General features: G+C 69.8%; 25 protein-coding genes. 11 read left to right on the top strand and 14 right to left on the bottom strand.

The genetic code is table 11. The annotated features are described in order from the left end of the window. From AC4D2O_RS01290 to AC4D2O_RS01270, 5 genes are all read left to right on the top strand, one after another. Entirely contained in the window at positions 1-192 is a 192-nt protein-coding gene (locus AC4D2O_RS01290) for a DUF2273 domain-containing protein (protein WP_490904728.1), read from the top strand. Beyond that, positions 189-605 (top strand): hypothetical protein, encoded by a 417-nt coding sequence (locus AC4D2O_RS01285; protein WP_490904726.1) that lies wholly within the window; start codon positions 189-191, stop codon positions 603-605. The genes AC4D2O_RS01290 and AC4D2O_RS01285 overlap by 4 nt, the downstream gene beginning before the upstream one ends. Then, positions 602-1,210 (top strand): DUF6286 domain-containing protein, encoded by a 609-nt coding sequence (locus AC4D2O_RS01280; RefSeq protein WP_490904725.1) that lies wholly within the window; start codon positions 602-604, stop codon positions 1,208-1,210. Before AC4D2O_RS01285 ends, AC4D2O_RS01280 begins: the two co-directional genes overlap by 4 nt. Then, entirely contained in the window at positions 1,207-1,854 is a 648-nt protein-coding gene (locus AC4D2O_RS01275) for a hypothetical protein (protein WP_490904723.1), read from the top strand. The genes AC4D2O_RS01280 and AC4D2O_RS01275 overlap by 4 nt, the downstream gene beginning before the upstream one ends. Before the next feature lie 67 nt (positions 1,855-1,921). Continuing rightward, positions 1,922-2,932: a LacI family DNA-binding transcriptional regulator gene (locus tag AC4D2O_RS01270; protein ID WP_490904722.1), complete on the top strand. Its 1,011-nt coding sequence runs from the start codon at positions 1,922-1,924 to the stop codon at positions 2,930-2,932. Positions 2,933-2,954: 22 nt separating this feature from the next. Here the strand turns inward: AC4D2O_RS01270 and AC4D2O_RS01265 are convergent, their stop codons facing one another. The 13 genes from AC4D2O_RS01265 to AC4D2O_RS01205 all read right to left on the bottom strand — a co-directional run bounded on the left by AC4D2O_RS01265 (position 2,955) and on the right by AC4D2O_RS01205 (position 17,079). Beyond that, a complete protein-coding gene (locus tag AC4D2O_RS01265) occupies positions 2,955-3,794 on the bottom strand; it encodes a DUF8083 family protein (protein WP_490905167.1) in 840 nt (279 codons plus the stop codon). Between the two features lie 5 nt (positions 3,795-3,799). Beyond that, a complete protein-coding gene (locus AC4D2O_RS01260; RefSeq protein WP_490904720.1) occupies positions 3,800-4,609 on the bottom strand; it encodes an exodeoxyribonuclease III in 810 nt (269 codons plus the stop codon). A gap of 26 nt (positions 4,610-4,635) precedes the next feature. After that, positions 4,636-5,460: an NAD(+) synthase gene (nadE, locus tag AC4D2O_RS01255; RefSeq protein ID WP_490904719.1), complete on the bottom strand. Its 825-nt coding sequence runs from the start codon at positions 5,458-5,460 to the stop codon at positions 4,636-4,638. Positions 5,461-5,576: 116 nt separating this feature from the next. Next, complete coding sequence (locus AC4D2O_RS01250; RefSeq protein WP_490904718.1) at positions 5,577-6,575, bottom strand: sugar phosphate isomerase/epimerase family protein; 999 nt, start codon at positions 6,573-6,575, stop codon at positions 5,577-5,579. Positions 6,576-6,598: 23 nt separating this feature from the next. Beyond that, positions 6,599-7,786 (bottom strand): Gfo/Idh/MocA family protein, encoded by a 1,188-nt coding sequence (locus AC4D2O_RS01245; protein ID WP_490904717.1) that lies wholly within the window; start codon positions 7,784-7,786, stop codon positions 6,599-6,601. A 32-nt stretch (positions 7,787-7,818) separates the two neighbouring features. Continuing rightward, positions 7,819-8,658, bottom strand: coding sequence for a carbohydrate ABC transporter permease (locus tag AC4D2O_RS01240; RefSeq protein WP_490904716.1), 840 nt, complete (start codon positions 8,656-8,658; stop codon positions 7,819-7,821). Continuing rightward, complete coding sequence (locus tag AC4D2O_RS01235) at positions 8,651-9,634, bottom strand: carbohydrate ABC transporter permease (RefSeq protein ID WP_490904714.1); 984 nt, start codon at positions 9,632-9,634, stop codon at positions 8,651-8,653. The genes AC4D2O_RS01240 and AC4D2O_RS01235 overlap by 8 nt, the downstream gene beginning before the upstream one ends. A 70-nt stretch (positions 9,635-9,704) precedes the next feature. Beyond that, on the bottom strand, positions 9,705-11,030 hold the full coding sequence (locus AC4D2O_RS01230) for an ABC transporter substrate-binding protein (RefSeq protein WP_490904712.1): 1,326 nt from the start codon (positions 11,028-11,030) through the stop codon (positions 9,705-9,707). A 174-nt stretch (positions 11,031-11,204) separates the two neighbouring features. Next, positions 11,205-12,122, bottom strand: a complete 918-nt coding sequence (locus AC4D2O_RS01225) for a sugar phosphate isomerase/epimerase family protein (RefSeq protein ID WP_490904711.1) — start codon at positions 12,120-12,122, stop codon at positions 11,205-11,207. Positions 12,123-12,162: 40 nt separating this feature from the next. Beyond that, positions 12,163-13,401: a substrate-binding domain-containing protein gene (locus tag AC4D2O_RS01220; protein ID WP_490905166.1), complete on the bottom strand. Its 1,239-nt coding sequence runs from the start codon at positions 13,399-13,401 to the stop codon at positions 12,163-12,165. After that, on the bottom strand, positions 13,401-14,495 hold the full coding sequence (locus AC4D2O_RS01215) for an ABC transporter permease (RefSeq protein ID WP_490904708.1): 1,095 nt from the start codon (positions 14,493-14,495) through the stop codon (positions 13,401-13,403). Before AC4D2O_RS01215 ends, AC4D2O_RS01220 begins: the two co-directional genes overlap by 1 nt. Then, positions 14,492-15,565, bottom strand: a complete 1,074-nt coding sequence (locus tag AC4D2O_RS01210) for an ABC transporter permease (protein ID WP_490904706.1) — start codon at positions 15,563-15,565, stop codon at positions 14,492-14,494. The genes AC4D2O_RS01215 and AC4D2O_RS01210 overlap by 4 nt, the downstream gene beginning before the upstream one ends. After that, the gene (locus tag AC4D2O_RS01205) at positions 15,562-17,079 is read right to left on the bottom strand and encodes a sugar ABC transporter ATP-binding protein (RefSeq protein WP_490904705.1); all 1,518 of its coding nucleotides are present in this window, start codon (positions 17,077-17,079) and stop codon (positions 15,562-15,564) included. The genes AC4D2O_RS01210 and AC4D2O_RS01205 overlap by 4 nt, the downstream gene beginning before the upstream one ends. A gap of 210 nt (positions 17,080-17,289) precedes the next feature. Here AC4D2O_RS01205 and AC4D2O_RS01200 point away from each other — a divergent pair, with 210 nt between their 5' ends. The 3 genes from AC4D2O_RS01200 to AC4D2O_RS01190 are packed head-to-tail and all read left to right on the top strand — an operon-like array spanning position 17,290 to position 20,128. Further along, the gene (locus AC4D2O_RS01200) at positions 17,290-18,429 is read left to right on the top strand and encodes an ROK family transcriptional regulator (protein ID WP_490905165.1); all 1,140 of its coding nucleotides are present in this window, start codon (positions 17,290-17,292) and stop codon (positions 18,427-18,429) included. Between the two features lie 54 nt (positions 18,430-18,483). Further along, entirely contained in the window at positions 18,484-19,059 is a 576-nt protein-coding gene (pyrE, locus tag AC4D2O_RS01195; RefSeq protein WP_490904703.1) for an orotate phosphoribosyltransferase, read from the top strand. Between the two features lie 28 nt (positions 19,060-19,087). Beyond that, positions 19,088-20,128, top strand: coding sequence for a thioesterase domain-containing protein (locus AC4D2O_RS01190; protein ID WP_490904700.1), 1,041 nt, complete (start codon positions 19,088-19,090; stop codon positions 20,126-20,128). Between the two features lie 4 nt (positions 20,129-20,132). Here the strand turns inward: AC4D2O_RS01190 and AC4D2O_RS01185 are convergent, their stop codons facing one another. After that, on the bottom strand, positions 20,133-20,912 hold the full coding sequence (locus AC4D2O_RS01185; RefSeq protein ID WP_490904699.1) for an HAD-IIA family hydrolase: 780 nt from the start codon (positions 20,910-20,912) through the stop codon (positions 20,133-20,135). A gap of 103 nt (positions 20,913-21,015) precedes the next feature. Here AC4D2O_RS01185 and AC4D2O_RS01180 point away from each other — a divergent pair, with 103 nt between their 5' ends. The 3 genes from AC4D2O_RS01180 (at position 21,016) to AC4D2O_RS01170 (ending at position 23,233) form a co-directional block, all read left to right on the top strand. Beyond that, a complete protein-coding gene (locus tag AC4D2O_RS01180; protein ID WP_490905164.1) occupies positions 21,016-21,660 on the top strand; it encodes a TrmH family RNA methyltransferase in 645 nt (214 codons plus the stop codon). Between the two features lie 131 nt (positions 21,661-21,791). After that, positions 21,792-22,811, top strand: a complete 1,020-nt coding sequence (gene fbaA / locus AC4D2O_RS01175) for a class II fructose-bisphosphate aldolase (RefSeq protein WP_490904698.1) — start codon at positions 21,792-21,794, stop codon at positions 22,809-22,811. Between the two features lie 2 nt (positions 22,812-22,813). Then, positions 22,814-23,233, top strand: coding sequence for a DUF3151 domain-containing protein (locus AC4D2O_RS01170; protein ID WP_490904697.1), 420 nt, complete (start codon positions 22,814-22,816; stop codon positions 23,231-23,233). The last annotated feature ends 56 nt before the right edge of the window (positions 23,234-23,289 follow it).

Here is a 23,289-nt window from a genome sequence, read left to right as displayed (position 1 = left end):
ATGACACCCACCATCATCGGCATGGCCGCCGGAGCGGTCCTCGCCTTCGCCGCCCTGGTCTTCGGCTTCTGGGGCTTCCTCCTCACCCTGGTGCTGGTACTGTGCGGAGCCGTCATCGGCAGGATCGCCGAGGGCAAGCTCGATCTCCGTGGTGTCCTCGACGCCCTGTCCGGCCGACGCTCCTCCTCGTGACCACCGCGTCGTTCCCGGCAGCCCCCTCCCCGATGACCCAGGCCCCACCCCTCCGGAAACCAGTACCGCTCGCCGGCCACAACCGCATCACCACGCAGGCGCTCACGAGCCTCGCCCAGGGCGCTGCCGCCGATGTCCTCGCGGTGCCGCCCGGGCAGGTCCGCGCGTCGTTCTCCGACGACCGCGGACTCCTCGCGCTCCTCCTCGCCCTGTCCCTGCCCGTTCCGCCCCTCGCCCGCGTCCTCGACGACCCGGGGATCATCGACTCCTTCGGCGGCCCGCTCCTGAGCCGTGCCGAGGCCGCCCGCACCCCGATCCTCGAGCGGATCCAGGAACTCAGTGGAGCGCGGCTGAGCCGCGTGGACATCCGCATCATCGGCAGCACCGTGACCAAGGGGGCGAGGGTGCTGTGAGCGCCGACCCGCTCCAGCGCACACCACCTGCGCCGGCGTCGACGGCCCGGCTCGTGCGCCGGGAACTGCATTCGTCACGCGCCCTTCCCTCGGTCGTCGTCGCCGTCCTCCTGATCGCCGGGTGCCTGGTCCTCCTGTTCGAGGCCGTGCTCAAGGCCGTGGGGGACGAGCCGTTCCTGCTCGACGTCGAGGCGGCGGCCGCATGGCTCGGCGCGCTTCCCTCCGGAGTCCCGGGATCGCTGCTCGGGGCGGCCTCCGTCCTGCTCCTGGTGGTCGGTGGTCTGCTGCTCCTCCTCGCCGTCCTGCCAGGGCGCCGGGCGCGCTACACCATCCCGAACGAGCGCACCGCCGTCGTCGTCGACGCCGAGGTGGTGGCGTCGTCCCTCGCCCGGCGGGCACGCGTGGCGGCGGGCGTGGCACCCGAGCAGGTCCTCGTCACGGTGGGGCGCAGTACCGTCACGGTGCAGATCAGGCCCACCTCCGGGGTCCCCGTGGACGCCGAGGCGGTCCGCGCGGCCGTCGCCGATGACCTCCGGCGCTCCAGTGTGGAACCCGAGCCGAGAATCGGCGTCGTCGTCGCCGAGTCGGGGGTGATCGGGCAGTGAACACCACGCCGCGGCTCCTGAACCGCCTCGTGCTCGCCGTCGTCGGGCTCGTCCTCCTGGCCCTGGGGGCCGCCGGACTCGCCCTCCTCCTGCTGCCCGCCGTCGCCGCGTGGTGGCGGTCCGCGGCTCCGTGCGCAGGTGAGGCGATCGAGGGGCTGCGGACCCGGACCACGCTCGAGGGCCAGACGGACACGTGGCTGTGGATCGCGCTCGCGGTGGTCCTGGTGTTCCTGATCGTGATGCTCGCCGCCTGGATCGCCGCCCAGGGGAGGGGCCGGACCGGCCTGTTCGCGACCGGTGCCGGGTCCGGGGCGGACTCCTCCCGCGGACCGGACGGGGACGAGGGCGCGACCGCGGGCTCCGTGACGATCACGGCGGCCGCGGCGGAGCAGGCGCTGAAGGCCGCCCTGCTCGAACGCTCCGATCTCGCCGGCGCGTCGGTGAGCACGTGGCAGATCCGGGGGGTGTCGGGGCTGCGGGTCCGCGTCTATCCCCGGAAGGGCGTTCCCCCCTACGCCGTGGCCGCGGAAGTCTCCCGCCTCGTCGAAGCCCTCGACGCCGTGACCGGTTCCCGTCCGCCGGTCCTCGTGAGCATCGGCTCGGGCGCCCGCGTACGCTTCACACGGCCCGAGAGGGTCAGCTAGCGTGTCCTTCGGGCTGCAGCGCTACTTCGTGGGAGGACTTCTGGCGGGCGGTCTGAAAGGCTGAGGCATGACAAGCATCGATGACGTCGCTGCGGCCCTCGGAGTCTCGACCGCCACGGTGTCCCGCGCACTGCGCGGGCTGCCGGGGGTCGCCGAGGAGACGCGTGCCCGGGTCACCTCGACCGCCAGGAGCCTCGGGTACGTGCCGTCGTCGGCGGCGTCCGGTCTGGCGTCCGGCCGCACCATGGCGATGGGCGTCCTCGTCCCGGCGATCGACCGCTGGTACTTCTCCGCCGTGCTCGAGGGCATCGACCGACAGCTCCGCGCCGCAGGGTACGACCTGATCGTGTTCAGCCTCGGCGGCGACGGCGTGAACCGCGACCGCGTGTTCCACCGCTCGATCCTGCGCAAGCGGATCGACGCCCTCGTGGTCATGTGCATGCACCTGACGGCCGAGGAACGGGAGGCCGTCCAGCAGCTCGAGTACCCCCATATCGTGGTGGGCGGCGCGGTGGAGGGCGTGCGGCACGTGGGGATCGACGACGCGCGGGCGGCACGCGACGCCGTCGAGCACCTCATCGGCCACGGCCACACGAGGATCGCCCACATGCGCGGTGGAGGGTCGTTCGACATCGACTTCGAGGTGCCCCGCCTCCGTGGCGAGGCGTTCCAGCAGACCATGGCGGACCACGGCCTTCCCGTCCGCAAGGACTGGTCGGCGTTCGGCGACTTCACGTTCGCCACCGCGCGCGTCTCCGCCCTGGCCCTGCTCGCCGATCCGGCGGACCGGCCGACGGCGGTGTTCTGCTCCTCCGACGAGATGGCGTTCGGGGTACTGAGGGCCGCGGCGCAGCTCGGCATCGACGTGCCGGGCGAGCTGTCCGTCATCGGGATCGACGACCACGAGTTCGCCGAGCCCATGGGCCTGACGACCATCCGGCAGGACCCGGGGGATCAGGGCGCCTACGCGGCGGATCTGCTGCTGGGAGAGCTGCTGCGGCACGAACCCGCCGAGTACCCTCCGTCGCGCCCCCATGTGCTCGTCGAGCGGGCGTCCACGGGGCCCGTCCTGCCCTGACCTCCCGCCGGCCGATGCGGCGTCAGGAGGCGCGGGCGAGCTGGCGGATCGGGATCCACCGGGAGGCGAGGCGCCGGTAGGAGGCGGCCGCACCCATCATGTCGGCCTCGGCCAGGCTCTCGATGCCCAGGCGCACGTCCATCGGCGAGTCGTCGGGGAATACGCGGTCCGCCACCGGACCGTAGTCGACCTCGACCACGGCGTCGCGCCGGAACACCTCGAGCCACTCGACGATCTCCGTGAGTTCGTCGAGGAGGTCCATCTCCGGCGCACCGATGGCCAGCTGAGCCACGGAGCGCCTGCCCCGGTCGATGCAGTCACCGATCCTCGCGGAGACCCGGACCGTGGACACCCGGCCGTCGTCCTCGACCACCTCCGTCAGGTCGTCCTCGTGGATCAGGACGAACCACGCGAACGGCACACCCCACGTGGCCGAGCGGGTGTGCAGCTTGGCGACGGTATCGGCGAACGTGTCCGGGTCCAGTCTCGCCTGGTGCGCCTCACGGGCCGCCTCGGGCACGAGGACGTCGATCAGGGGTCCGCGCAGGCTCTGGTCGAGTGACTCGGCGGCCAGCGTGGTGCGGACGGCCAGCTGGTTGGGGCAGTAGTAGGGCGCCGTCGTGCCGCTGAGAGCGGGGAAGTGGGTGACACGGACGAGGTCCGGCTCATGGTGCGGGAAGGGGTCCGACACGCTGCGCAGGATGCGCCGGAGCGACTGCTCGTGCTCGAGCGTCTCGGTGAGCGCCCGCTCCCGCGCGCGCTGCTCGAGGATCATCAGCTGCTGCGCGTCGGAGAACGCGTCCAGCGGCTCGTACACGCGCAGGTAGGAGACGTACGGGAACGGTCGGGCGGCACCGCCCATCGGGCTCACGGCCCGCTGAGTTCCACGACGACGGGAGCATGGTCGGAGGCACCCTTGCCCTTGCGCTCCTCACGGTCCACGAACGCGTTCGTGGCGCGCCTGGTCAGGGCGGGTGAGCCGAGGACGAAGTCGATGCGCATGCCCTCCTTCTTCGGGAACCGCAGCTGCGTGTAGTCCCAGTAGGTGTAGAGGCCGGGGCCCGGCGTGTAGGGGCGGGCGACGTCGGCGAATCCGGCGTCGAGGAACGCCTGGAAGGCGGCGCGCTCGGGCGGGCTGACATGCGTGTACCCGCCGTTGACGAAGAGGTCGATGTCCCAGACGTCCTCGTCCTGCGGCGCGATGTTCCAGTCACCCATGAGGGCGATCTGCGCCTCGGGGTCCTCGCTGATCCAGCGCTGCGCGTGGCCCCGGAGGACGTCGAGCCACTCGATCTTGTACGGCATGTGCGGATCGTCGAGCGCCCGGCCGTTCGGCACGTAGAGGCTCCAGACGCGCACGCCGCCGCAGGTCGCGGCGATGGCACGGGCCTCCTGCACCGCCTCCGTCCCGGGTTTGCCGAAGGCGGGCTGGCCGGGGAAGGTGCGTTCGACGTCGTCGAGCCCCACGCGGGAGGCGATGGCGACCCCGTTCCACTGGCTCAGGCCGAAGTGCGCCACCTCGAAGCCGCTGTTCTCGAACAATTCCCAGGGGAAGTTGTCGTCCTTGCACTTCGTCTCCTGGATGGCCAGGACGTCGACGTCGGACCTGTCGAGCCAGGCCTCGACGCGGTCGGCACGGGCTCGGAGGGAATTGACGTTCCAGGTGGCGATCTTCACGGACCCTACGTTACCAACGGCCGTGTTTACTCCCGCCACCAGGAATCGAAGATGGTCACCGGCACTGTGCGCTTGTGTCGCGTGATCCAGTAGCGGTGCTCGATGGCCTTCGCCGCGTCGGCGTCCACCTCGCGTCCCTCGAGGTAGTCGTCGATCTGCTCGTAGGTCAGCCCCAGCTCGTTCTCGTCGGCGCGGCCGGGCAGGTCGTCGAGCAGGTCCGCCGTCGGGATCTTCTCGTAGAGGGACGCGGGCGCTCCGAGTTCCTTCAGCAGGGCACGGTTCTGGCGTTTGTTGAGGCCGAAGAGGGGCAGGATGTCCGCTCCGCCGTCGCCGAACTTCGTGAAGAAGCCGGTCACGGACTCGGCGCCGTGGTCGGTGCCGATCACGAGCAGGTTGTGCTGCCCGGCGAACGCGTACTGCGCCACCATGCGGGCGCGGGCCTTCGTGTTGCCCTTGGTGAAGTCGGAGATCCGCTCGCCGGTGGTGTCCGCGTACTCCTGCTGGAAGCCGTCGACGGCGGGCGCCACGTTGAACACCCTCGACGTGCGTGGCTGGATGAAGGCGAGGGCCGCCTGGGCGTCCTCCTCGTCCTTCTGGACGTTGTAGGGCAGGCGCATCGCGACGAAGTCGGCGTCGGCCCCCTCGGACCGCAGTTCGTCGACGGCGAGCTGGGCGAGCCTGCCGGCGAGGGTCGAGTCGAGCCCTCCGCTGATGCCGAGGACGAATCCGCGGGTACCTGTGGACCGTACATAGTCCTTCAGGAAGGCGACGCGGCTGCGAATCTCCGCAGCGGGGTCGATGGTGGGCTTGACGCCCATTTCCTCGATGATCTGTGCCTGGAGTTCACGCATGGCCCAAGGCTACCCCGCTTCGATTTCTACGAGGTTACGAAAATCGGGCATCTCCTGCGGGGCAGGGGCCGCCGCGCCGGCTGTGCGAGCCCGGCGCGGCGATCCCGTGCCGGCGGCTACTGGCTGAAGGCCGCGTCGAAGGAGGTCTCCGACGGCGCGAAGTCGAACTTCTTCAGGAAGGCCAGCGCCTCCGGTGCGCCCTGAAGGCGGTCCATGCCGGCGTCCTCCCACTCCACCGAGATGGGCCCGGTGTAGCCGATGGCCGTCAGCGCCCGGAAGCTGTCCTCCCAGGGCACGTCGCCGCGGCCCGTGGAGACGAAGTCCCAGCCGCGCCGCGGATCCCCCCAGGGCAGGTGCGAGGACATGATGCCGTTGCGGCCCCCGCCCATGCGCATCTTCGTGTCCTTGCAGTCCACATGGTAGATGCGGTCCTTGAAGTCGGAGATGAACGCCACCGGGTCGATCTGCTGCCACATGAAGTGGCTGGGGTCCCAGTTCAGGCCGAACGCGGGCCGGTGGCCGATGGCCTCGAGGGTGCGCTGCGTGGACCAGTAGTCGTAGGCGATCTCGGAGGGGTGCACCTCGTGGGCGAAACGGACACCGCACTCGTCGAAGACGTCCAGGATGGGGTTCCAGCGGTCGGCGAAGTCCTGGTAGCCGGCATCGATCATGCCGGCGGGCACCGGCGGGAACATGGCCACGTACTGCCAGATGGAGGAGCCGGTGAAGCCGACGACGGTGTCCACACCGAGCTTCTTCGCCAGCCGCGCGGTCAGTTTCATCTCCTCGGCGGCACGCCGGCGCACCCCTTCGGGGTCGCCGTCGCCCCAGACCGTCGGACCGACGATCGCCTGGTGGCGGAAGTCGATCGGGTCGTCGCAGACGGCCTGGCCCTTGAGGTGGTTCGAGATGGCCCAGACCTTCAGGCCGTTGCGCTCGAGGATGTCGAGCCGGTCCTGGATGTAGGCGTCGTCGTCCCACCGCCAGGCGTCGAGGTGGTCGCCGGAGACGGCGATCTCGAGTCCGTCGTAGCCCCACTGGCCGGCGAGCTCGGCGACCTTCTCGAAGGGGAGATCGGCCCACTGGCCGGTGAACAGGGTGAAGTTGCGGGTCATGCAGTCTCCTTGGATGGGATGGACTAGTGGGCGGGGGTGGCGGAGCCGACCTGGACGACGGCGCTCTTGGCCGCCGCGCTCTCCTCGACGGCGGCGAGCACGCGCTGGATCTGCAGGCCGGTCTCGAAGGACGGCTGGACGGGCCTGCCCGTGCGGATGGAGGTGAGGAAGTCGCGCAGCTGGTGCGTGAAGGTGTGCTCCCAGCCGATGATGTGTCCCTGGGGCCACCAGGCCTCGAGGTAGGGGTGGCCCGGCTCGGTCACGAGGATGCGGCGGAAGCCCTGCTCGGTCACGGGGCCGGTCGCCTCCATGAACCACAGCTCGTTGAGGTTCTCCAGGTCGAAGCGGAGGGCGCCGCGCTCGCCGAAGACCTCGACGCGGAGCCCGTTCTTCACCCCGGTGGCCACGCGCGAGACCTCGACCGTGGCGATGGCGCCGCCGGCGAGTTCAGCGGTGATCCACGCGGCGTCGTCGACCGTCACGGGTTCGGGACCGTCGGGGCCGGGCCGCTCCTCCACGAAGGTGCGCAGGCGGCCCGAAACCTCCGTGACGTTCTCGCCGGTGAGGAACTGCACCTGGTCCAGGGCATGGGAGGCGATGTCCCCGAGGGCACCGGATCCGGCGGTCTCGCGGCGGAGGCGCCATGTCATCGGGGACTCGGCGTCGACCAGCCAGTCCTGCAGGTAGGCGACGCGCAGCTGGCGGACGGCACCCAACCGGCCGTCGGCGATGAGATCCCGGGCGTGGGCGAGGGCCGGGACGCGCCGGTAGTTGAACCCGACCATGGACTGGACGCCGTGCTCCCGCGCCCGGGCCGCCGCGGACACCATCTCGGTGCTCTCGGCGATGGTGTTGGCGAGCGGCTTCTCCACCAGCACGTGCTTGCCCGCCTTCAGTGCTTCGATGGCGATCTCGGCATGGAGGTAGCCGGGGGTGCAGATGTCCACGATGTCGATGTCGTCGCGGTGGATCGCCTCCCGCCAGTCCGTGGAGGAGTCCTCCCAGCCGTAGAGCGCGGCGGCCTCGGCGGTCCGCCCGGCATCCCGGCCGACGATGACGCGTCGTGCGGTGGCGGGGACGTCGAAGTGGCTGCCGACCGTCCGCCAGGCCGCGGAGTGCGCCTTGCCCATGAAGGCGTAGCCGATCATGGCGACGCCGAGGGGGCGGGACGCGGGACGATCCGGTACCTGACCGGAAAGGGGGGATGTCATGGTGTTTCTCCAGGGGTGCGAGGGGGTGCCGGCTACTTGACCGAGCCTGCGGACAGTCCTGCGACGAGGTGCCGCTGGACCAGCATGAAGCCGATGAGGACGGGAAGCGAGACGACGACGGATGCCGCCATGAGCTGGTTCCAGTAGACGTCGGTCTGGTTGGCGTAGGCCTGCAGGCCGATGGCGAGGGTCCGGGTGTCGTTGTTGGTCAGCACCGACGCGAAGAGGACCTCGCCCCACGCGGTGATGAAGGAGTACACGGCGACGGCGATGATCCCCGGCTTGGCCACCGGGATGACCACCCGGATGAAGGCCCCCGCGCGGCTCGTTCCGTCGATCATCGCCGCTTCCTCGAGTTCCCGCGGGATCGATGCGAAATAGCCGGCGAGCATCCAGATGGCGAAGGGCAGGGTGAACGTCAGGTACGTGATGACGAGTCCCGTGTACGACCCGTTGAGCTGCAGTCCCACCGTCCGCTGGATCTGCGTGAAGATCAGGAACAGCGGCAGGAGGAACAGGATGCCGGGGAACATCTGCGTGGACAGGACAACGAGGCTGAAGGACCGCTGGCCCCGGAAGTTCAGCCGCGCCACCGCGTAGGCGGCCATGATCGCGATGATCACGGAGAAGACCGTGGCGAGGGTGGTCACGATCAGGCTGTTCTTGAAGTAGTGCCCCAGCGGGACGGTCTGCCAGATCTCGATGTAGGGCCCGATGGTGACCGTCGACGGCACCCAGGTGAAGAGGCCACGGACGTCGGCGAGGGGTTTGAAGCTCGTCACGACCACCACATACAGGGGGAGGGCGACGAGGAGGAAGAGGAAGGTCAGGCCGATGCGACGGAACCAGCGGAAGCCCGGTGTCTCAATCAATGTCTTTTCCCTTCGGGAGGACCATGCGGACGTAGATCACGGAGGCGATGAACAGGAGGATGAGCAGCAGCACGCTCATGGCACCGCCGAGCCCGAAGTTCCAGTTCGAGAACGAGTGCTGGTAGATCAGCGGCGAGATCAGCTTCGCCGACTCCGGAGGGGCCGCGCCGAAGAGCACGAACGGCACGTTGAACTGGTTGAAGATCCACAGGCTCATGACGAGCAGCAGGACGCCGTTGGCGGGGCGGATCATCGGCAGCGTGATGAGGAGGAACTGCTTCCACAGTGACGCGCCGTCGATCGCGGCGGCCTCGTACACATCCTTCGGGATGTTCTGCAGCGCAGCCAGGAGCATCAGGAAGGCGAAGGGCCACATCTGCCAGGCGGTCACGATCACCGTCACCCAGAAGGCGTTCCCGCCGAGCAGCCAGAAGGGACGTTCGTCGAGGATCCCGAGGTCGTCCACGAGGATCTTGTTGATGGCGCCGTCGCGCTGGCTGAACATGAACGCCCAGGCGATCGTCGCGACGTAGCTGGGCAGGGCGTAGGGGATGAGGAAGAACGTGCGCAGGAAGCCGTTGCCCCGGAAGGAGCTGTGCAGCAGGACGGCGGCCATGATGCCGAGGACCCAGACGATGGCCAGCACGACGACGGTGAACACGAGGGTGCGGCCGAAGCTGGCGAGGAACTCGCCCCCGATGGGCCCGTTCGGGTCGAGGCCCGCGACGAAGTTGTCGAAGCCGACGAACGGCGCGCGGAGCCAGTTGCGGATGTTGAGCTGGCTGAGACCCAGGAAGGCGATCCAGACGCCCAGGACCATCGGGATGATATGGATCAGGAGCTCCATGATCACCGCCGGGGCGATCAGGACGTAGGCGAACAGGGACTTGCGCTTGCGCCGGGCCGCCGGGGCCGGGCGCTGCGGCCCCCCGGGCTCACTGCCTGGGGCGGGCGGCTTCTCGATGAGCTGGGACATCGTGCTCCTTGGACTGAGCGGGATCAGGAGCAGGTGCCCGCCGGGGGGGCGGGCACCTGCGGAGGCTGAGTTACTGGGCGGCCGCCATCTGGCTGTTGGCGTCTTCGAGCGCCGTGCGGATGTCGTCCTCCGTGACGGTCCCCGTGGCGGCCTGCGCGAACAGGTTCTTGATCGCGGTGCCCACGAGGGTCTCCATCTGGCCCTCCTGGCTGATGAGCGGCATCGGCTTGGCGTTGTTCTCGAGGATGCCCTGCTTGAGCGTGATCTCCTCGGACTTGAACGCCTCGTCCTCGTACGCGGCCGACAGCACCGGCAGCGCGGTGAAGGCCTTGTTGAGGTAGACCTGCTCCTCGTCGCTCGTGAGGTGCGCGGCCAGCTTCAGGGCGCCCTCCTCGTTGTCCGTCTCGTTGAAGATGCTGAGGTTGATCCCGGCGACGTGGCTCATGGTCGCCTCGTCACCCGTGGCGGCCGGGTCGGTCAGCGGGACGGGTGCGGCCGCGAAGTTCTCGAAGCCGCGGGCGTTGAGGGTCTTGGCGGGCGCCTGGTCGAAGAACATGGCCGCGTTGCCCGCGGCGAAGTCCTCCACCATCTGGCTGCCGCCGGTGAACTCGGCGTTCGACGGCGAGACCACCTTGTCGACGGCCATCAGGTCCACCCACTGCTTCACCCCGGCGACCTGCTCGTCGCTCGCGAACGTGGGTTCGCCGTTCTCGTCGAAGAGCGACCCGCCGGCCTGCAGGCCGCGGACGAATGCCTGGTGCGCGTTGTTGGAGATGGAGCTGCCCGCGAGGGAGACACCCCACTGGTCGATCTTGCCGTCGCCGTCTGTGTCGATGGTCAGCTTCTTCGCGGTCTCGACGAACTCGTCCCACGTCTCCGGCGGCGCCTCGATGCCCGCGGCCGCGAACATCTCGGTGTTGTAGTAGAGCGAGTAGCTCAGGCCGTACAGGGGGATGGAGGTGGGGGCCTCGCCCTCCGCGCCGCCGGTCGACCAGCTGCTCTGGATGAAGCGGTCCTGGCCGCCCACGGCCTCGAGCGCGTCGCCCTCGAAGGGCAGGAACGCGCCGGTCTCCTGGAGCGTGGTGGCCCAGGTGTTGCCGATGTTGAGGACGTCCGGACCTTCGCCGCTGCTGACGGCGGTGAGGATGCGGTTGTAGAGGTCGGTCCACGGGATGACTTCGAGCTCCACTTCGGTGCCGGTCTCCTCGGTGAACCGGGCGAGCGACTCCTCGAGCACCTTGCGGTCGTCCTCGACCGTGGTGCCCTGGTTGGACGCCCAGTAGGTGAGGGTGTCTCCCGAGGTGGCTTCGCCGGATCCGGAGCCGCAGGCTGCGAGGCTCGTCATGCCGAGCCCCAGGACGGCGAGCGTAGACAGGGCCTTGACGGGTACTTTCACGGTTCATCTCTCCTTTGAGTAACTGCGATCGGCCGAGCCCACATCTCGACGGTTTCCGTGACACCTGACGTGCCGGACCCCTGTTGTGAGCTGGTTCCCTCCCAGTATGCCGAGCTTTTGACGAGCGTCAATCAAAAGACGCACAAGTCTTGAGGAATCATGACACGTCGAGAGTCAGAACTCGGAGGAGGCGTCCTGCAGCGCAGCGCCCGGGGGATGCCGGCGCTGCCCGGCGCCCATCCGGCGCAGGAAGGCCAGTCCGTCCTCGGCCAGGCGGTCCTGGCTCGTGGCGAGCGGACGCCAGATGGATGCGGCGACCGCGATGCTCGCATTGTGGGCGGTGAAGCTCTCGATGTTGACAGGCCCGCCGTACCCGACGTCGTCGAGCGCGGCGAAGAGCGCCGGCCAGTCCGTCTGGTCGCCGCCCGGCGCGCCGCGGTCGTTGCCGCACACCTGCAGGTGCACCAGGTGCGGGCCGGCCGCCCTGATGGCCCCGGCCGAGGACCGCTCCTCGATGGCGAGGTGGTAGGAGTCGAGTGCGAGCCCCACACCGCTGCCGAGCAGCGGCCCCAGCGCCTCGAGTGCCTGGTCCACGGTGTTCACGAGGGAGGTCTCGTACCGGTTCAGCGGCTCGATGCCGAGGACGACTCCCGCGGCGACCGCCCGGTCGGCGACGGGCGCGAGGTTCTCCCGCAGTTCGGCGTAGGCCGCGGCGCGTTCGTCGTCGCCCATCCTCCATACGCGGCCCGTTGCGGAGTAGAACGGGCCGCACACGCTCCGGGCGCCGATCGCCTGCGCCAGGTCGATGCACGCGAGAAGGTAGCGCTGGGTCCTGCGGACGTCCGCGGGAGAGGCGCCGACCAGGTCCCGACCCGGCGCCATCGCACCGACGACGGTGGCCGAGAGACCCATCACGGCGAGGGCGTCACGCACCGCCCCGGCCGTGAGGTCCCCCGCGTTCTCGAGGGGGAGTTCCACGCCGTCGAAGCCGAGATCGGCGATCCGGGAGAGGAGGGGAGGCAGGTCCGCGTCCGTCAGGGGCGATGTCCATACCCACGTGTTGATGCCGATGGGGCGCACGCCGTCGTCCATGGTCCTGCCTCCTTCCCGATCCTTGTCCCGGAACGTCGTGTCAGGGGATCTGGCGCTCCTGCCACACCGTCGGGTACCCGGGCAGGTCCTCGCCGCCGAACTTGGCGTAGTGCCCGTCGGGCATGCCCTCGTTCGCGGTCAGGAACTCGGCGCGCTCGTCCTCGGTGATGGGGGACTGGGGGAGGACCCACTCGGCAGGGACCTCCTCACCGGCGAAGATCTTCTGCAGCGCGAGCAGCGGGGTGCGCCACTGGAAGTTCGAGTACACCGGCGCCAGGGCGTCGATGCCGGTCTCGTCCCACTTGCGCAGGAAGCTCATCTCGTCCTCGCCCGTCATGACGGGAAGGTCGGCCCCGGCGTCCTCGAACGCCTCGATCGCGGCGACGGCGCCGTCGCCCGCGTCCATCCAAACGCCCTGCACGTCACCGGTGGCGAGTTCGTCCGAGATGATCGACTTGATCTCCACCGGATCGGCGCCGGTGAAGTAGTCCACAGCTTCGATGCCGTTCTCCTCGAAGATGCGCTCCGCCGCCGCCCAGCGCTGTTCCAGCACGTCGACGCCGGGGAGGATGCGCAGCGCCACCACCTTGTCGCCCTCACCGAGCCGTTCGCTCAGGAACTCGGCGGTGTCGATACCCCAGGCGAAGCCGCCGATGGGGTGGATGAACGTCACGGCGCAGTCCGTCTGCACGCCGCGGTCGAACACGATCACGGGCTTGCCGGTCTCGCACGCGCGCTCGACGGCGGGCGTCATGGCCGCAGTGGAGTTCGGGGAGATGATGAAGGCATCGCAGTTGCCCTCGGCGATGAAGTAGTCGATGTCGGCGATCTGCGTGTTGTCGTCGTCCTGTGCGTCGCGCGTCTCCATCTCCGAAATGACGCCGGCCTCCTGCAGCACCTGGAGCTGCTGGTTCATGGTGATCCAGCCCGTCTGGCGCCAGGGGTTGGAGATCGAGGCGTTCGAGAAGCACGCCTTCTGCGGCCCCTCGGCAGCGAAGGCCGCGGTGTCCGTCATCTCCCCGTCGATGTACTGCAGGTACGGCTGCTCCGGGTCCCCTTCGAAGGTGGCCGAGCGCTGCGCGTCCTGCTCGTCGTAGACGGCCTGGTCGAACCACTCCGTGCTGTCCTCACTGGGCTGCGCGGCCTCGCTGGACTCCGCGCTCGCGCCGCCTTCGGCGGCCGGCGGATCCTCGATGGACGAATCGGTGGTGCAGGCCGTCAGGGCGAGCAGCGACGTCGCTGCGATCACCGTGACCTTGCCCAGGATGCTTGTGCGCATCATGTTCCTCCCTCATTGGTGCCCGGTGCGGGCGTCGGTGCTGTTAGTGGACGGTGCTCGTCGTGGGCCTCGGCACTCGCGCCGCGGCGTCTGCGCTGCCAGTTCCGGGACGCGGCTGCCACGGCGACGATGATGATCGCGCCCTGGACGCTTTCGCGCCAGGTGGATTCGACGCCGAGGAAGTTCAGGAGGGTGAACAGCAGTTCGAGGGCGAAGGCTCCCGCGGCGGCGGAGAGGACCCAGCCGCGCCCGCCGCCGATCACCACACCGCCGAGCACGACGGCGGTGATCGCCGTGAACTCGTAACCCTGGCCCACCGACGGGTGGACCCCGGCGTAGCCCACGAGGATCACGCCCGCCACGGTGGCCGCCAGGGAAGACAGCATGAAGGCCCGGGTCCGGATCCACCAGACGGAGGCACCGGTCAGGGCGGCGGCACGGGAGTTGTCGCCCACGGCCACGAGCGTGCGCCCGTAGGGCCTGCGCATGAGCCAGAAGGCTGCTGCGGCGACGACGGCGAGGATGATCACGGGGTAGGGCAGCACCTCGAGGACCGGGATGTCCTGGATGCCGCCGCGGCCGATCTGCCGGAAGCTGTCCGCCGGGTTGCCGGTGGCCGCACCGCCCGTCCAGAACAGCACGAGACCGAGCAGCGCCAGCATGGTGCCGAGGGTCACGATGAAGCTCGGCACCTTCAGGAGCGTCGTCGCCAGGCCGTTCACGAGTCCCACGAAGGCCCCGAACACGATCATCAGGGCGAGCACCGGAAGGACCCGCGACTCGTCCTGGCCGATCAGGTTGCCGGCGATGATGACCTGCGCGGTGACCACCGAGCCCATCGAGAGATCGAACTCGCCCGACACGATGACGAAGTACTGCCCGATCGCGGCGATCGCGATGGGCGCCGTGCGGCCGATGAAGCGGATCAGGGAGCTCGGCTCCCCGAAGGAGGGGTTCGCGGCCAGGACGGCGAGGAAGAGGACGGCCGTGAGGACGAAGACCGCCCCGCTGGGTGTGCGCAGGGCCCGGAGGACGCGTTCGCCCCGGGGCGAGCGGTTCTGCTGCAGGACGGCGCGTTCGGTCGCGACGCTCATGCCGACACCTCGTTCCGCGCGTCCGTGCCGTCGCCGTGGGCCGGCCCGTCGCCCTGCGACGAGTCTCCCGGTCCCCGCGGTGGCGCGGTATCGCCCTGGTGGGTGCCCCGGCCGAACCGTGCGGGCCGGGGCACGGTCCTGCGCCGCGAGTAGACGGCCACGGCGACCACGATCACGATGCCGCGGACCACGTCCTTGAGGAACGGGTTGACCTGCAGCACGCTCATGATGTTGTCGAGCATGGCGAAGATGAGCACGCCGCCGAGGGTGCCCACGAGCGAGCCCTTCCCGCCGGCCAGGAGCGTCCCGCCGAGCACGACGGCGGCGATCGACAGCAGGTCGTACCCGCCCTGGGACCCGATGGTCGGGCTGCCGACGCCGAGGCGCGCGGCCAGCAGCAGGCCGGCGAGGCCCGCCATCGTGGAGCAGATCACGTGCGCCGCGATGACCGGTGTGCGCGTCCTGACACCGGACATCCTCGCCACGGCGGAGTCACCCCCGACGGCATACATGGCGTGGCCGAGGCGGGTGGTGTTCAGCATGACGAGCACGACGGCGGCGCAGGCCAGCATGATGAGCGTGGAGACGGGGACCGGTCCGATGCCCGTGGCCCCGATGAGACGGAACGCGAGCGGCGCCTGCCCCGCGCTGCCCTGGTAGGTGGAGCCGAGGTATCCGCTCACGATCAGTCCCATGCCGAGGGTCGCGATGAAGCCGTGCACCCTCAGCCCCGCCACCACCGCACCGTTGGCCAGGCCGATCAGGGCGGAGACGAGCAGCGCCAGGAGTACCCCGGGCACGATGTTCCCGGCCTGGTTCGCCATGACCCCGGCCCCGATGAGGCTCGAGAGGCTGATGACGTAGGGGACGGAGAGGTCGAGGCTGCCCACGAGGATGACGAGCGTCTGGCCGATCGCGATGAAGCCGAGGATGCTCGTCCCGGTGAGGATGTCGGAGATGTTGCCGGTGCTGAAGAAGTTGCGGCCCGTGGTCCCCACGAGGACGGTGCCCGCGATGATCGTCGCGAGGGCGACGAGGTAGACGATGTGCGTCGAGCTCAGCCGGTTCACGGGGCCACGCCCCGGGCGCCGGTCGCGAGCTGGAGGACCTGTTCCTCCGACGCCGACGGCGGGATCTCCCCGGCGATCCGCCCGTCCCGCATCACGATCACGCGGTCGGACATACCGAGGACTTCGGGGAGTTCACTCGAGACCATGAGGATGGCCTTGCCTTCCTGCGCCAGCCGGCGCATCAGCGAGTAGACCGCGACCTTCGCGCCGACGTCGATCCCGCGCGTGGGTTCGTCGAGCAGCACCACCTGCGGGTCGATCGCGAGCCACTTCGCGAGGACGACCTTCTGCTGGTTCCCGCCCGAGAGGAACTGCACCTCCTGGTCGAGGTCGCGGGCGACGACCTCGAGGGACGAGAACACGCCCGGGGCCTGGCGGCGGGCGAGCGCGGTGCGGCGGGGGTCGACGGACCGGACGACGCTGAGGGCGTTGTCGAGGATGGACTGGTTCAGGCTGAGTCCCTGGGCCTTGCGGTCCTCGGTGATCAGGGCGATCCGGTGCCGGATGGCGTGCCGCGGCGACCGTGGCCGGTACGGCCGGCCGTCGAGGGTCATCTCCCCGCGGGTGAAGCCGGCGGCCCCGAAGATCGCCTCGACCAGTTCCGTCCGCCCCGAGCCCTGCAGTCCCGCGACCCCGACGATCTCGCCCGCGTGGAGGGTCAGGTCCACGCCGTCGAGCTGGTCGTTGCCGCCCCCGCCCACCTGCAGCAGTGCGCCCCCCACGGTGGTGCCGGGTAGGGACTCGGGGAAGTAGGCCGAGATGGGCCGGCCGACCATCGCGCGGACCAGCGAGGCGTCGTCGAGCCCGGACGCGGGCGACGAGGTGACGATCCGGCCGTCCTTGAGCACCGTGATGGTGTCGCACAGGTCGAAGATCTCCTTGAGCCGGTGCGACACGTAGAGGATGGCCGTCCCGCGCTTCCGGAGCCGGTCGATGATGCCGTAGAGCAGGTCGACCTCCGGACCCGCGAGCGCCGCGGTGGGCTCGTCCATCGAGATGATCCTGGCGTCGTAGCTCACGGCCTTCGCGATCTCCACGATCTGCTGCTGCGCCACGGAGAGCGAACTGACCGACGCGGTGGGGCGGATGCTCCTGATGCCGAGCTCCTCCAGCAGGTCGGCGGCGGCCCGGTTCATGGCCCGGCGGTCGACGAGCAGCCCCTTCCGCGGCTCCCGTCCGAGGTAGATGTTCTGGGCGACGGTGCGCTCGGGCAGCAGGTTGAACTCCTGGAACACCGTGGACAGGCCGGCCTGGTGCGCCTGCACGGGATGCGTGAACTCGACCGGTTCGCCGTCGAGCTCCACCCGGCCGGCATCGCGGGCGTAGACGCCGGCGAGCAGCTTCATGAGGGTCGACTTGCCGGCCCCGTTCTCGCCGACCAGGCCGTGGACCTCGCCCGGGAAGAGGTCGAGCGAGGCGTCCTTCAGTACGGGCACTCCGAAGAAGTTCTTCGAGAGCCCTGTCACACGCAGGATCGGGGTGGAAGCCCCTGAGGTGTTGACTTCATCGTCCACGCGGCCACTGTGACACGGCCTCCCCCTTTTGTCGAGAGACCGTCAAAAGATGCTTCGCGAATGTTATGAGATGTCGAAGGCGCCATTGGAAGTGCCGAGTGGTTTACTGAAAGGGTGTCCATCACGTCATCGACCCGGCTGCCCAGCGATGGGGGATTCGCCCCGCGGCCGTCGGCGCCGGGCCCATCCGGTGCCAGCGAAGTGTTCCAGATGCTGCGTGACGGCCAACCACGCACCCGGGCCGAGCTGGCGCAGCTGACGGGCCTCGCCCGCTCCACCGTCGCCGCCCGGATCGACACGCTCATGTCCCTCGGGTTCGTCGCCCCCTTCGGCGGTGCGGCGTCCACGGGCGGCCGTCCGCCGTCGCTGTTCGCGCTGAACCCAGGGGCGCGCGTGGTGGTCGGTGCCGATCTCGGTGCCACCCACGCGATCGTCATCCTCGCGGATCTCTCCGGCCGGGAGCTCGGGCGCGCCCAGCAGCAGATCAGCATCGGCGACGGACCGGAGGCGGTCCTCGGCTGGTTGGCGTCGGCCATCACCGGCCTGCTGGAGCGCGACGGCCGCACGGCCGACGATCTCGCCGCCGTCGGGATCGGCCTGCCCGGGCCGGTGGAGCACGACACCGGGCGGCCCATCAATCCGCCCATCATGCCCGGCTGGGACCGGTTCGACGTGCCCGGTTTCATCCAGCGCGACTTCCCCGTCCCCGTCCTGGTGGACAACGACGTGAACATCATGGCCCTCGGCGAACTGAACGCGAGCTGGCCCGAGGTGGCGGACCTGATGTTCATCAAGGTGGCCACGGGCATCGGGGCCGGCATCATCCTGGGCGGCGTGCTGCAGCGCGGTGCGCAGGGTACGGCGGGCGACCTCGGGCACGTGCGGGTGGCGCGGGGAGGGGAGACCATCTGCCGCTGCGGCAACGCGGGATGCCTCGAGGCCATCGCCGGCGGGCCGGCGCTGGCCGCAGCACTGAGCACATCCGGGGAGCAGGCCCTCTCGGGCAGCCAGGACGTCGTCGAACTGGTCCGGTCCGGTGACATCCAGGCGCTCCAGGCGGTACGGCAGGCGGGCCGGGACATCGGCGACGTCCTCGCCACGTGCGTCAACCTCGTCAACCCGTCGGTGATCGTCGTCGGCGGAGCCCTCGCGCAGGCCGGCGAGCACCTCCTCGCCGGCATCCGGGAGGTCGTGTACACGCGCTCGCTCCCGCTCGCCACCGAGCACCTGCGCATCGTCCCCTCGGTCTCGGGGCAGAACGCGGGCGTCGCCGGGGCAGCCGTGCTCGCCATCTCGCACGTCCTCTCGCCCGAGGCGATCGATGCGGCGAGCGCGAGCCTGGCCGGCTGATCCTCCCGCCCCGGCCGTTTCAGGACGCCGCCGGCCCGTCGATAGACTGGCCGCATGACCGCCGAGACCTCCGCGCAGACCACCGACCGCACCCGGCTCCTCGAGCTCATCAGGGAACTCGCCGTGGTGCACGAGAGCGTCACGCTCTCCAGCGGTGTCGAGGCCGACTACTACATCGACCTCCGCCGCATCACGCTGCACCACGAGGCGTCCGCCCTCGTGGGCCGTGTCATGCTCCGGCTCCTCGACGACGCCGGCATCTCCTTCGAGGCCGCCGGCGGCCTGACGATGGGCGCCGACCCGGTGGGCACCGCCGTGATGCACGCCGCCGCGCAGGACGGCCGCCCGATCGACGCGTTCGTGGTCCGCAAGACCCAGAAGACGCACGGGATGGGTCGGCAGGTCGAGGGGCCCGACATCGCGGGGCGCCGCGTGGTCGTGCTCGAGGACACCTCGACCACGGGCGGCTCCGCGCTCACCGCCGTCGAGGGCGTGCGTCGTGCCGGCGGCGACGTGCGGGCCGTCGCGGTAATCGTGGACCGGAGCACGGGCTCGAAGGAGCGCATCGAGTCCGAGGCCGGCGTGCCGTACCTGTTCGCGTTCGGCAAGGACGAGCTGGGACTCGCCTGACGAAGGCCAGGGCCGCGGGGGACGGCAGGTGAACGATGACGACGACCGGGCCCTGCTGCGGGCGCGGGCCTTCCGTGAATCCTCCCGCCGGTCCTTCCTGATCGGTTCGGCGGCCGCCGCGCTGGTGACCACGGACCTCGTGGTCACGCGCGTCATCCAGTCGCAGCGGGAGCAGACCCGCATCCTGCCGCTCGACGACGACACCGCGCGGGCCCGGTTCCCCAACGACCGCTGGGTCCTCTTCCCCGGTTACAAGACCAGCTGGGAGGAGGGTCTCTGGATCCTCAACGCGCTGCGCCCCGTGCTGTCGAAGCGGGCGCAGCTGGCCGTGATGGGCTACTCCAACCGCGGGCTGGACATCAACAACATCGTGGCCACCATGAACCGCTACGTGGAGAACTTCCGCCTGGAGAAGCTCTACTTCTACGGCCACAGCTTCGGCGGCATGGTGGCCGTCGAAGTCGCAGCACGCCTGCGTGACCGCGGGATCCCCGTGGAGCTGATCCTCCTCGACTCCTCCCCGTCCAGCCGGTACGACGTGAGGGACCAGCGCATGTTCGACGGCGTGGTGCGCCTCTACGAGGCCGGTGTGCGGGTGCCCATCAGTGTGCGCGGGACCTATGAGCTGGGCGAGCGGATCGTCCATAAGGACGAGCGGACCTGGAGCCAGATCGTGGACCAGACCCTCGAGCAGCTCTCCCCGCTGGCGCCCAGCAGCGAGCTCATCCAGTCGGAGTCCTCGTACATCTACCACTTCGACGTCACGCGGTTCCGGCTGTCCCTCGGCGACACGAAGGTGGTGTTCGCCGGGAACCCGGCCGACGGCGTCGTCGACTACGCGACGGCGCGCGCCGGCTGGGCGCGGGAGCTGCCGGACAACGTGGTGTCCGTGGACCGCGTGACCGAGGGCGCCCTGCCCGCGCACGCCAGTCCGCAGTGGAATCCGGGCATCTACCAGGGCATCCTCTCCGCGGTGCAGCGCGAGTACATCCCCGTGCCGCGCGGCGGTGGCTCGAAGCGCGCCTTCGAAGCTCTCGGTGCGCCGGACGGGCGGCCGGCTCGGACCTGACCGGTCACACCTGGTCGATCAGGTCCGCCACGGACGAGCAGATCTGCGCGGGCCGGAACGGGTAGGCGTCGATGTCCTCCGGCTGCGTGATGCCGGTGAGGACGAGGACGGTGTGCAGGCCCGCCTCCATGCCCGCGATGATGTCCGTGTCCATGCGGTCGCCGATCATCGCCGTCGTCTCCGAGTGGGCGTCGATCCGGTTCATCGCCGAGCGGAACATCATCGGGTTCGGCTTGCCCACGACGTACGGGTCGCGGCTCGTCGCTGCCGTGATCATCGCAGCGATGGCGCCCGTGGCGGGCAGCGGTCCCTCCTTCGACGGCCCGGTCACGTCGGGGTTCGTCGCGATGAACCGTGCGCCCTCCAGGATCAGGCGGACCGCCTTCGTGATGGCCTCGAACGAGTACGTGCGGGTCTCGCCGAGCACCACGTAGTCGGGATTCGTGTCGGTGAGGATGAACCCCGCATCGTGCAGCGCCGTCGTCAGGCCGGCCTCACCGATCACGTAGGCCCTGCCGCCCGGCAGCTGGTCCTTCAGGAACTGCGCCGTGGCCAGCGCCGAGGTCCAGAGGTTCTCCTCGGGGATCTCGAGCCCTGACGCCTTCAGGCGCGCCGCGAGGTCACGCGGCGTGTAGATGGAGTTGTTGGTCAGGACGAGGAACCGCTTCGACGTTGCCACCCATCGGTCGATCAGTTCGGCGGCACCGGGGATGGCATGGTTCTCGTGCACCAGCACGCCATCCATGTCGGTGAGCCAGCACTCGATGTGTTCGTTCTCGCGCATGGGCGTCCTTCCGGGGGAGTTGACCGTCCTGGGCCAGTCTTCCATCTCCGGCGCCGTCTACGCTTGAACGGTGCAACAATCCCTCCCGAACACCGGCCCCGACCTGCCCGCCCCCGACGCACCGGTGGTCGGTGACGCACCGACGGTCGGCGTCGGACCGTGGGAGGGCGAGTGGCCGGACGGCGACCGCTGGGACCGCGACCTCCTGGCCGCCGGGGACACCCGCAACGTCACGGACGGGTACCGGTACTGGACGCACGAGGCGATCGTCGCCGACCTCGACGAGCGGCGCCACGGCTTCCACGTGGCGATCGAGAACTGGCAGCACGACCTCAACATCGGTTCCGTGGTGCGCACGGCCAACGCCTTCCTCGCCAGGGAGGTGCACATCATCGGACGACGGCGGTGGAACCGGCGCGGCGCGATGGTCACCGACCGCTACCAGCACGTCCGCCACCACCCCACGGTGGCCGATTTCACGGCCTGGGCTGCCGCCGAAGGGCTGACGGTGATCGGGATCGACAACTTCCCCGACTCGGTGCCGCTCGAGACCTACGACCTCCCGGAGCGCTGCGTGCTGGTCTTCGGGCAGGAGGGCCCGGGCCTTACCCCCGAGGTGCACGAGGCGGCCGAGGCCACGCTCTCGATCGCCCAGTTCGGGTCCACGCGGTCCATCAACGCCTCGGCGGCCGCGGCGATCGCCATGCACGGCTGGGTGCGCCGGCACGTGTTCGGCCAGCGCGTCTGAGGAAGCCTGGCACCCCCGTCGGGCGGCGTCCGGCCGACGCCCTCGAACGGAGCCCGACGGCTCCTCCTGCGCCCGGCAGACCCGCTCGCTAGGATGAAGCCAGCACTTCCCACCACTAAGGAGTCCTCAGCATGCCTATCGCAACCCCTGATGTTTACGCCGAGATGATCGACCGCGCGAAGGCGGGCGGCTTCGCATTCCCGGCTGTGAACGTGACCTCCTCCCAGACCCTCAACGCGGCGATGCGCGGTTTCGCCGAGGCCGGTTCCGACGGCATCGTGCAGGTCTCCACGGGCGGCGCCGCCTACTGGTCGGGTGCGAGCGTCAAGGACATGGTTGCCGGTTCGCTCGGGTTCGCGGCCTTCGCGAAGGAGGTGGCGAAGAAGTACGACGTCAACATCGCCCTGCACACCGACCACTGCCCGAAGGACAAGCTCGACGACTTCGTGCTGCCGCTGCTCGCCGCGTCCGAGGAGGCCGTGAAGAACGGCCACGACCCCGTCTTCAACTCGCACATGTGGGACGGCTCCGCCGAGACCCTCGAGGAGAACCTGCGGATCGCCCGGGAGATCCTGCCCCGCGCGGCGGCCGCGAAGATCATCCTCGAGGTGGAGATCGGTACCGTCGGCGGTGAGGAGGACGGCGTCGAGAACGCCATCAACGACAAGCTCTACACCACGGTGGACGACGCCCTCGCCACCATCGACGCCCTCGGCGCCGGCGAGCACGGCCGCTACCTCACGGCGCTGACCTTCGGCAACGTCCACGGCGTGTACAAGCCCGGCGGCGTCAAGCTCCGCCCCGAGATCCTCAAGGACATCCAGGACCAGGTGGGCCGGAAGCTCGGCAAGGACAAGCCCTTCGACCTCGTGTTCCACGGGGGCTCCGGCTCCTCCGAGCAGGAGATCGCCGACGCCGTCTCCTACGGCGTCATCAAGATGAACATCGACACCGACACCCAGTACGCGTTCACGCGCCCGGTGGCCGACCACATGCTGAAGAACTACGACGGCGTCCTGAAGGTCGACGGCGAGGTCGGCAACAAGAAGACCTACGACCCCCGCGTGTGGGGCGCCTCGGCCGAGGCCGGCCTCGCCGCCCGCGTGGTCGAGGCCGCGGCCTCCCTCGGGTCCGCCGGGAAGAAGCTGTAGCCATGTCCGACGAATTCCGGAAGAACCTGCTGGGCCCCGAGCCCACCCTCCTGCCCGAGGAGCCCGACGTCGTCGGCCGCCTCGCGGCCGGCGACGAAGCCGTGGACCTCGCGGCGAAGCACCCCACGTCGTCCCTCGTCTGGGCGATCCTCGCCGACGAGGCGTACGCCGAGGGCCGGACCATCGAGTCCTATGCCTACGCCCGTACCGGCTACCACCGCGGCCTCGACGCGCTCCGGCGCAGCGGCTGGCGCGGCGCCGGCCCCATCCCGTACTCGCACGAGCCCAACCGCGGATTCCTCCGTGCGCTCTACGCACTGGGGCGGGCCGCGGCGTCCATCGGGGAGATCGAGGAGGCCGAGCGGATCGCGGTGTTCCTCAGGGAGTCCGATCCCGAGGCGAGCACGCAGCTGGCGGGCTGAACCCCACCGCCCGCCCGCATCGGGGCAGCAGCAAGGACGGTCTCCGCTCCTGGAAG

The organism is Arthrobacter sp. TJ-238, assembly GCF_058269215.1.
This window is presented reverse-complemented; position numbering and strand designations above follow the sequence as displayed.

Bases quoted from the DNA above. Each gene is read 5' to 3' on its own strand.
- AC4D2O_RS01290 (WP_490904728.1), top strand. From the start codon at position 1: ATGACACCCACCATCATCGGCATGGCCGCCGGAGCGGTCCTCGCCTTC.
- AC4D2O_RS01270 (WP_490904722.1), top strand. From the start codon at position 1,922: ATGACAAGCATCGATGACGTCGCTGCGGCCCTCGGAGTCTCGACCGCC.
- AC4D2O_RS01265 (WP_490905167.1), bottom strand. From the start codon at position 3,794: ATGGGCGGTGCCGCCCGACCGTTCCCGTACGTCTCCTACCTGCGCGTG.
- nadE (WP_490904719.1), bottom strand. From the start codon at position 5,460: ATGCGTGAACTCCAGGCACAGATCATCGAGGAAATGGGCGTCAAGCCC.
- AC4D2O_RS01250 (WP_490904718.1), bottom strand. From the start codon at position 6,575: ATGACCCGCAACTTCACCCTGTTCACCGGCCAGTGGGCCGATCTCCCC.
- AC4D2O_RS01245 (WP_490904717.1), bottom strand. From the start codon at position 7,786: ATGACATCCCCCCTTTCCGGTCAGGTACCGGATCGTCCCGCGTCCCGC.
- AC4D2O_RS01235 (WP_490904714.1), bottom strand. From the start codon at position 9,634: ATGTCCCAGCTCATCGAGAAGCCGCCCGCCCCAGGCAGTGAGCCCGGG.
- AC4D2O_RS01225 (WP_490904711.1), bottom strand. From the start codon at position 12,122: ATGGACGACGGCGTGCGCCCCATCGGCATCAACACGTGGGTATGGACA.
- AC4D2O_RS01220 (WP_490905166.1), bottom strand. From the start codon at position 13,401: ATGCGCACAAGCATCCTGGGCAAGGTCACGGTGATCGCAGCGACGTCG.
- AC4D2O_RS01215 (WP_490904708.1), bottom strand. From the start codon at position 14,495: ATGAGCGTCGCGACCGAACGCGCCGTCCTGCAGCAGAACCGCTCGCCC.
- AC4D2O_RS01200 (WP_490905165.1), top strand. From the start codon at position 17,290: ATGCTGCGTGACGGCCAACCACGCACCCGGGCCGAGCTGGCGCAGCTG.
- pyrE (WP_490904703.1), top strand. From the start codon at position 18,484: ATGACCGCCGAGACCTCCGCGCAGACCACCGACCGCACCCGGCTCCTC.
- AC4D2O_RS01185 (WP_490904699.1), bottom strand. From the start codon at position 20,912: ATGCGCGAGAACGAACACATCGAGTGCTGGCTCACCGACATGGATGGC.
- fbaA (WP_490904698.1), top strand. From the start codon at position 21,792: ATGCCTATCGCAACCCCTGATGTTTACGCCGAGATGATCGACCGCGCG.
- AC4D2O_RS01170 (WP_490904697.1), top strand. From the start codon at position 22,814: ATGTCCGACGAATTCCGGAAGAACCTGCTGGGCCCCGAGCCCACCCTC.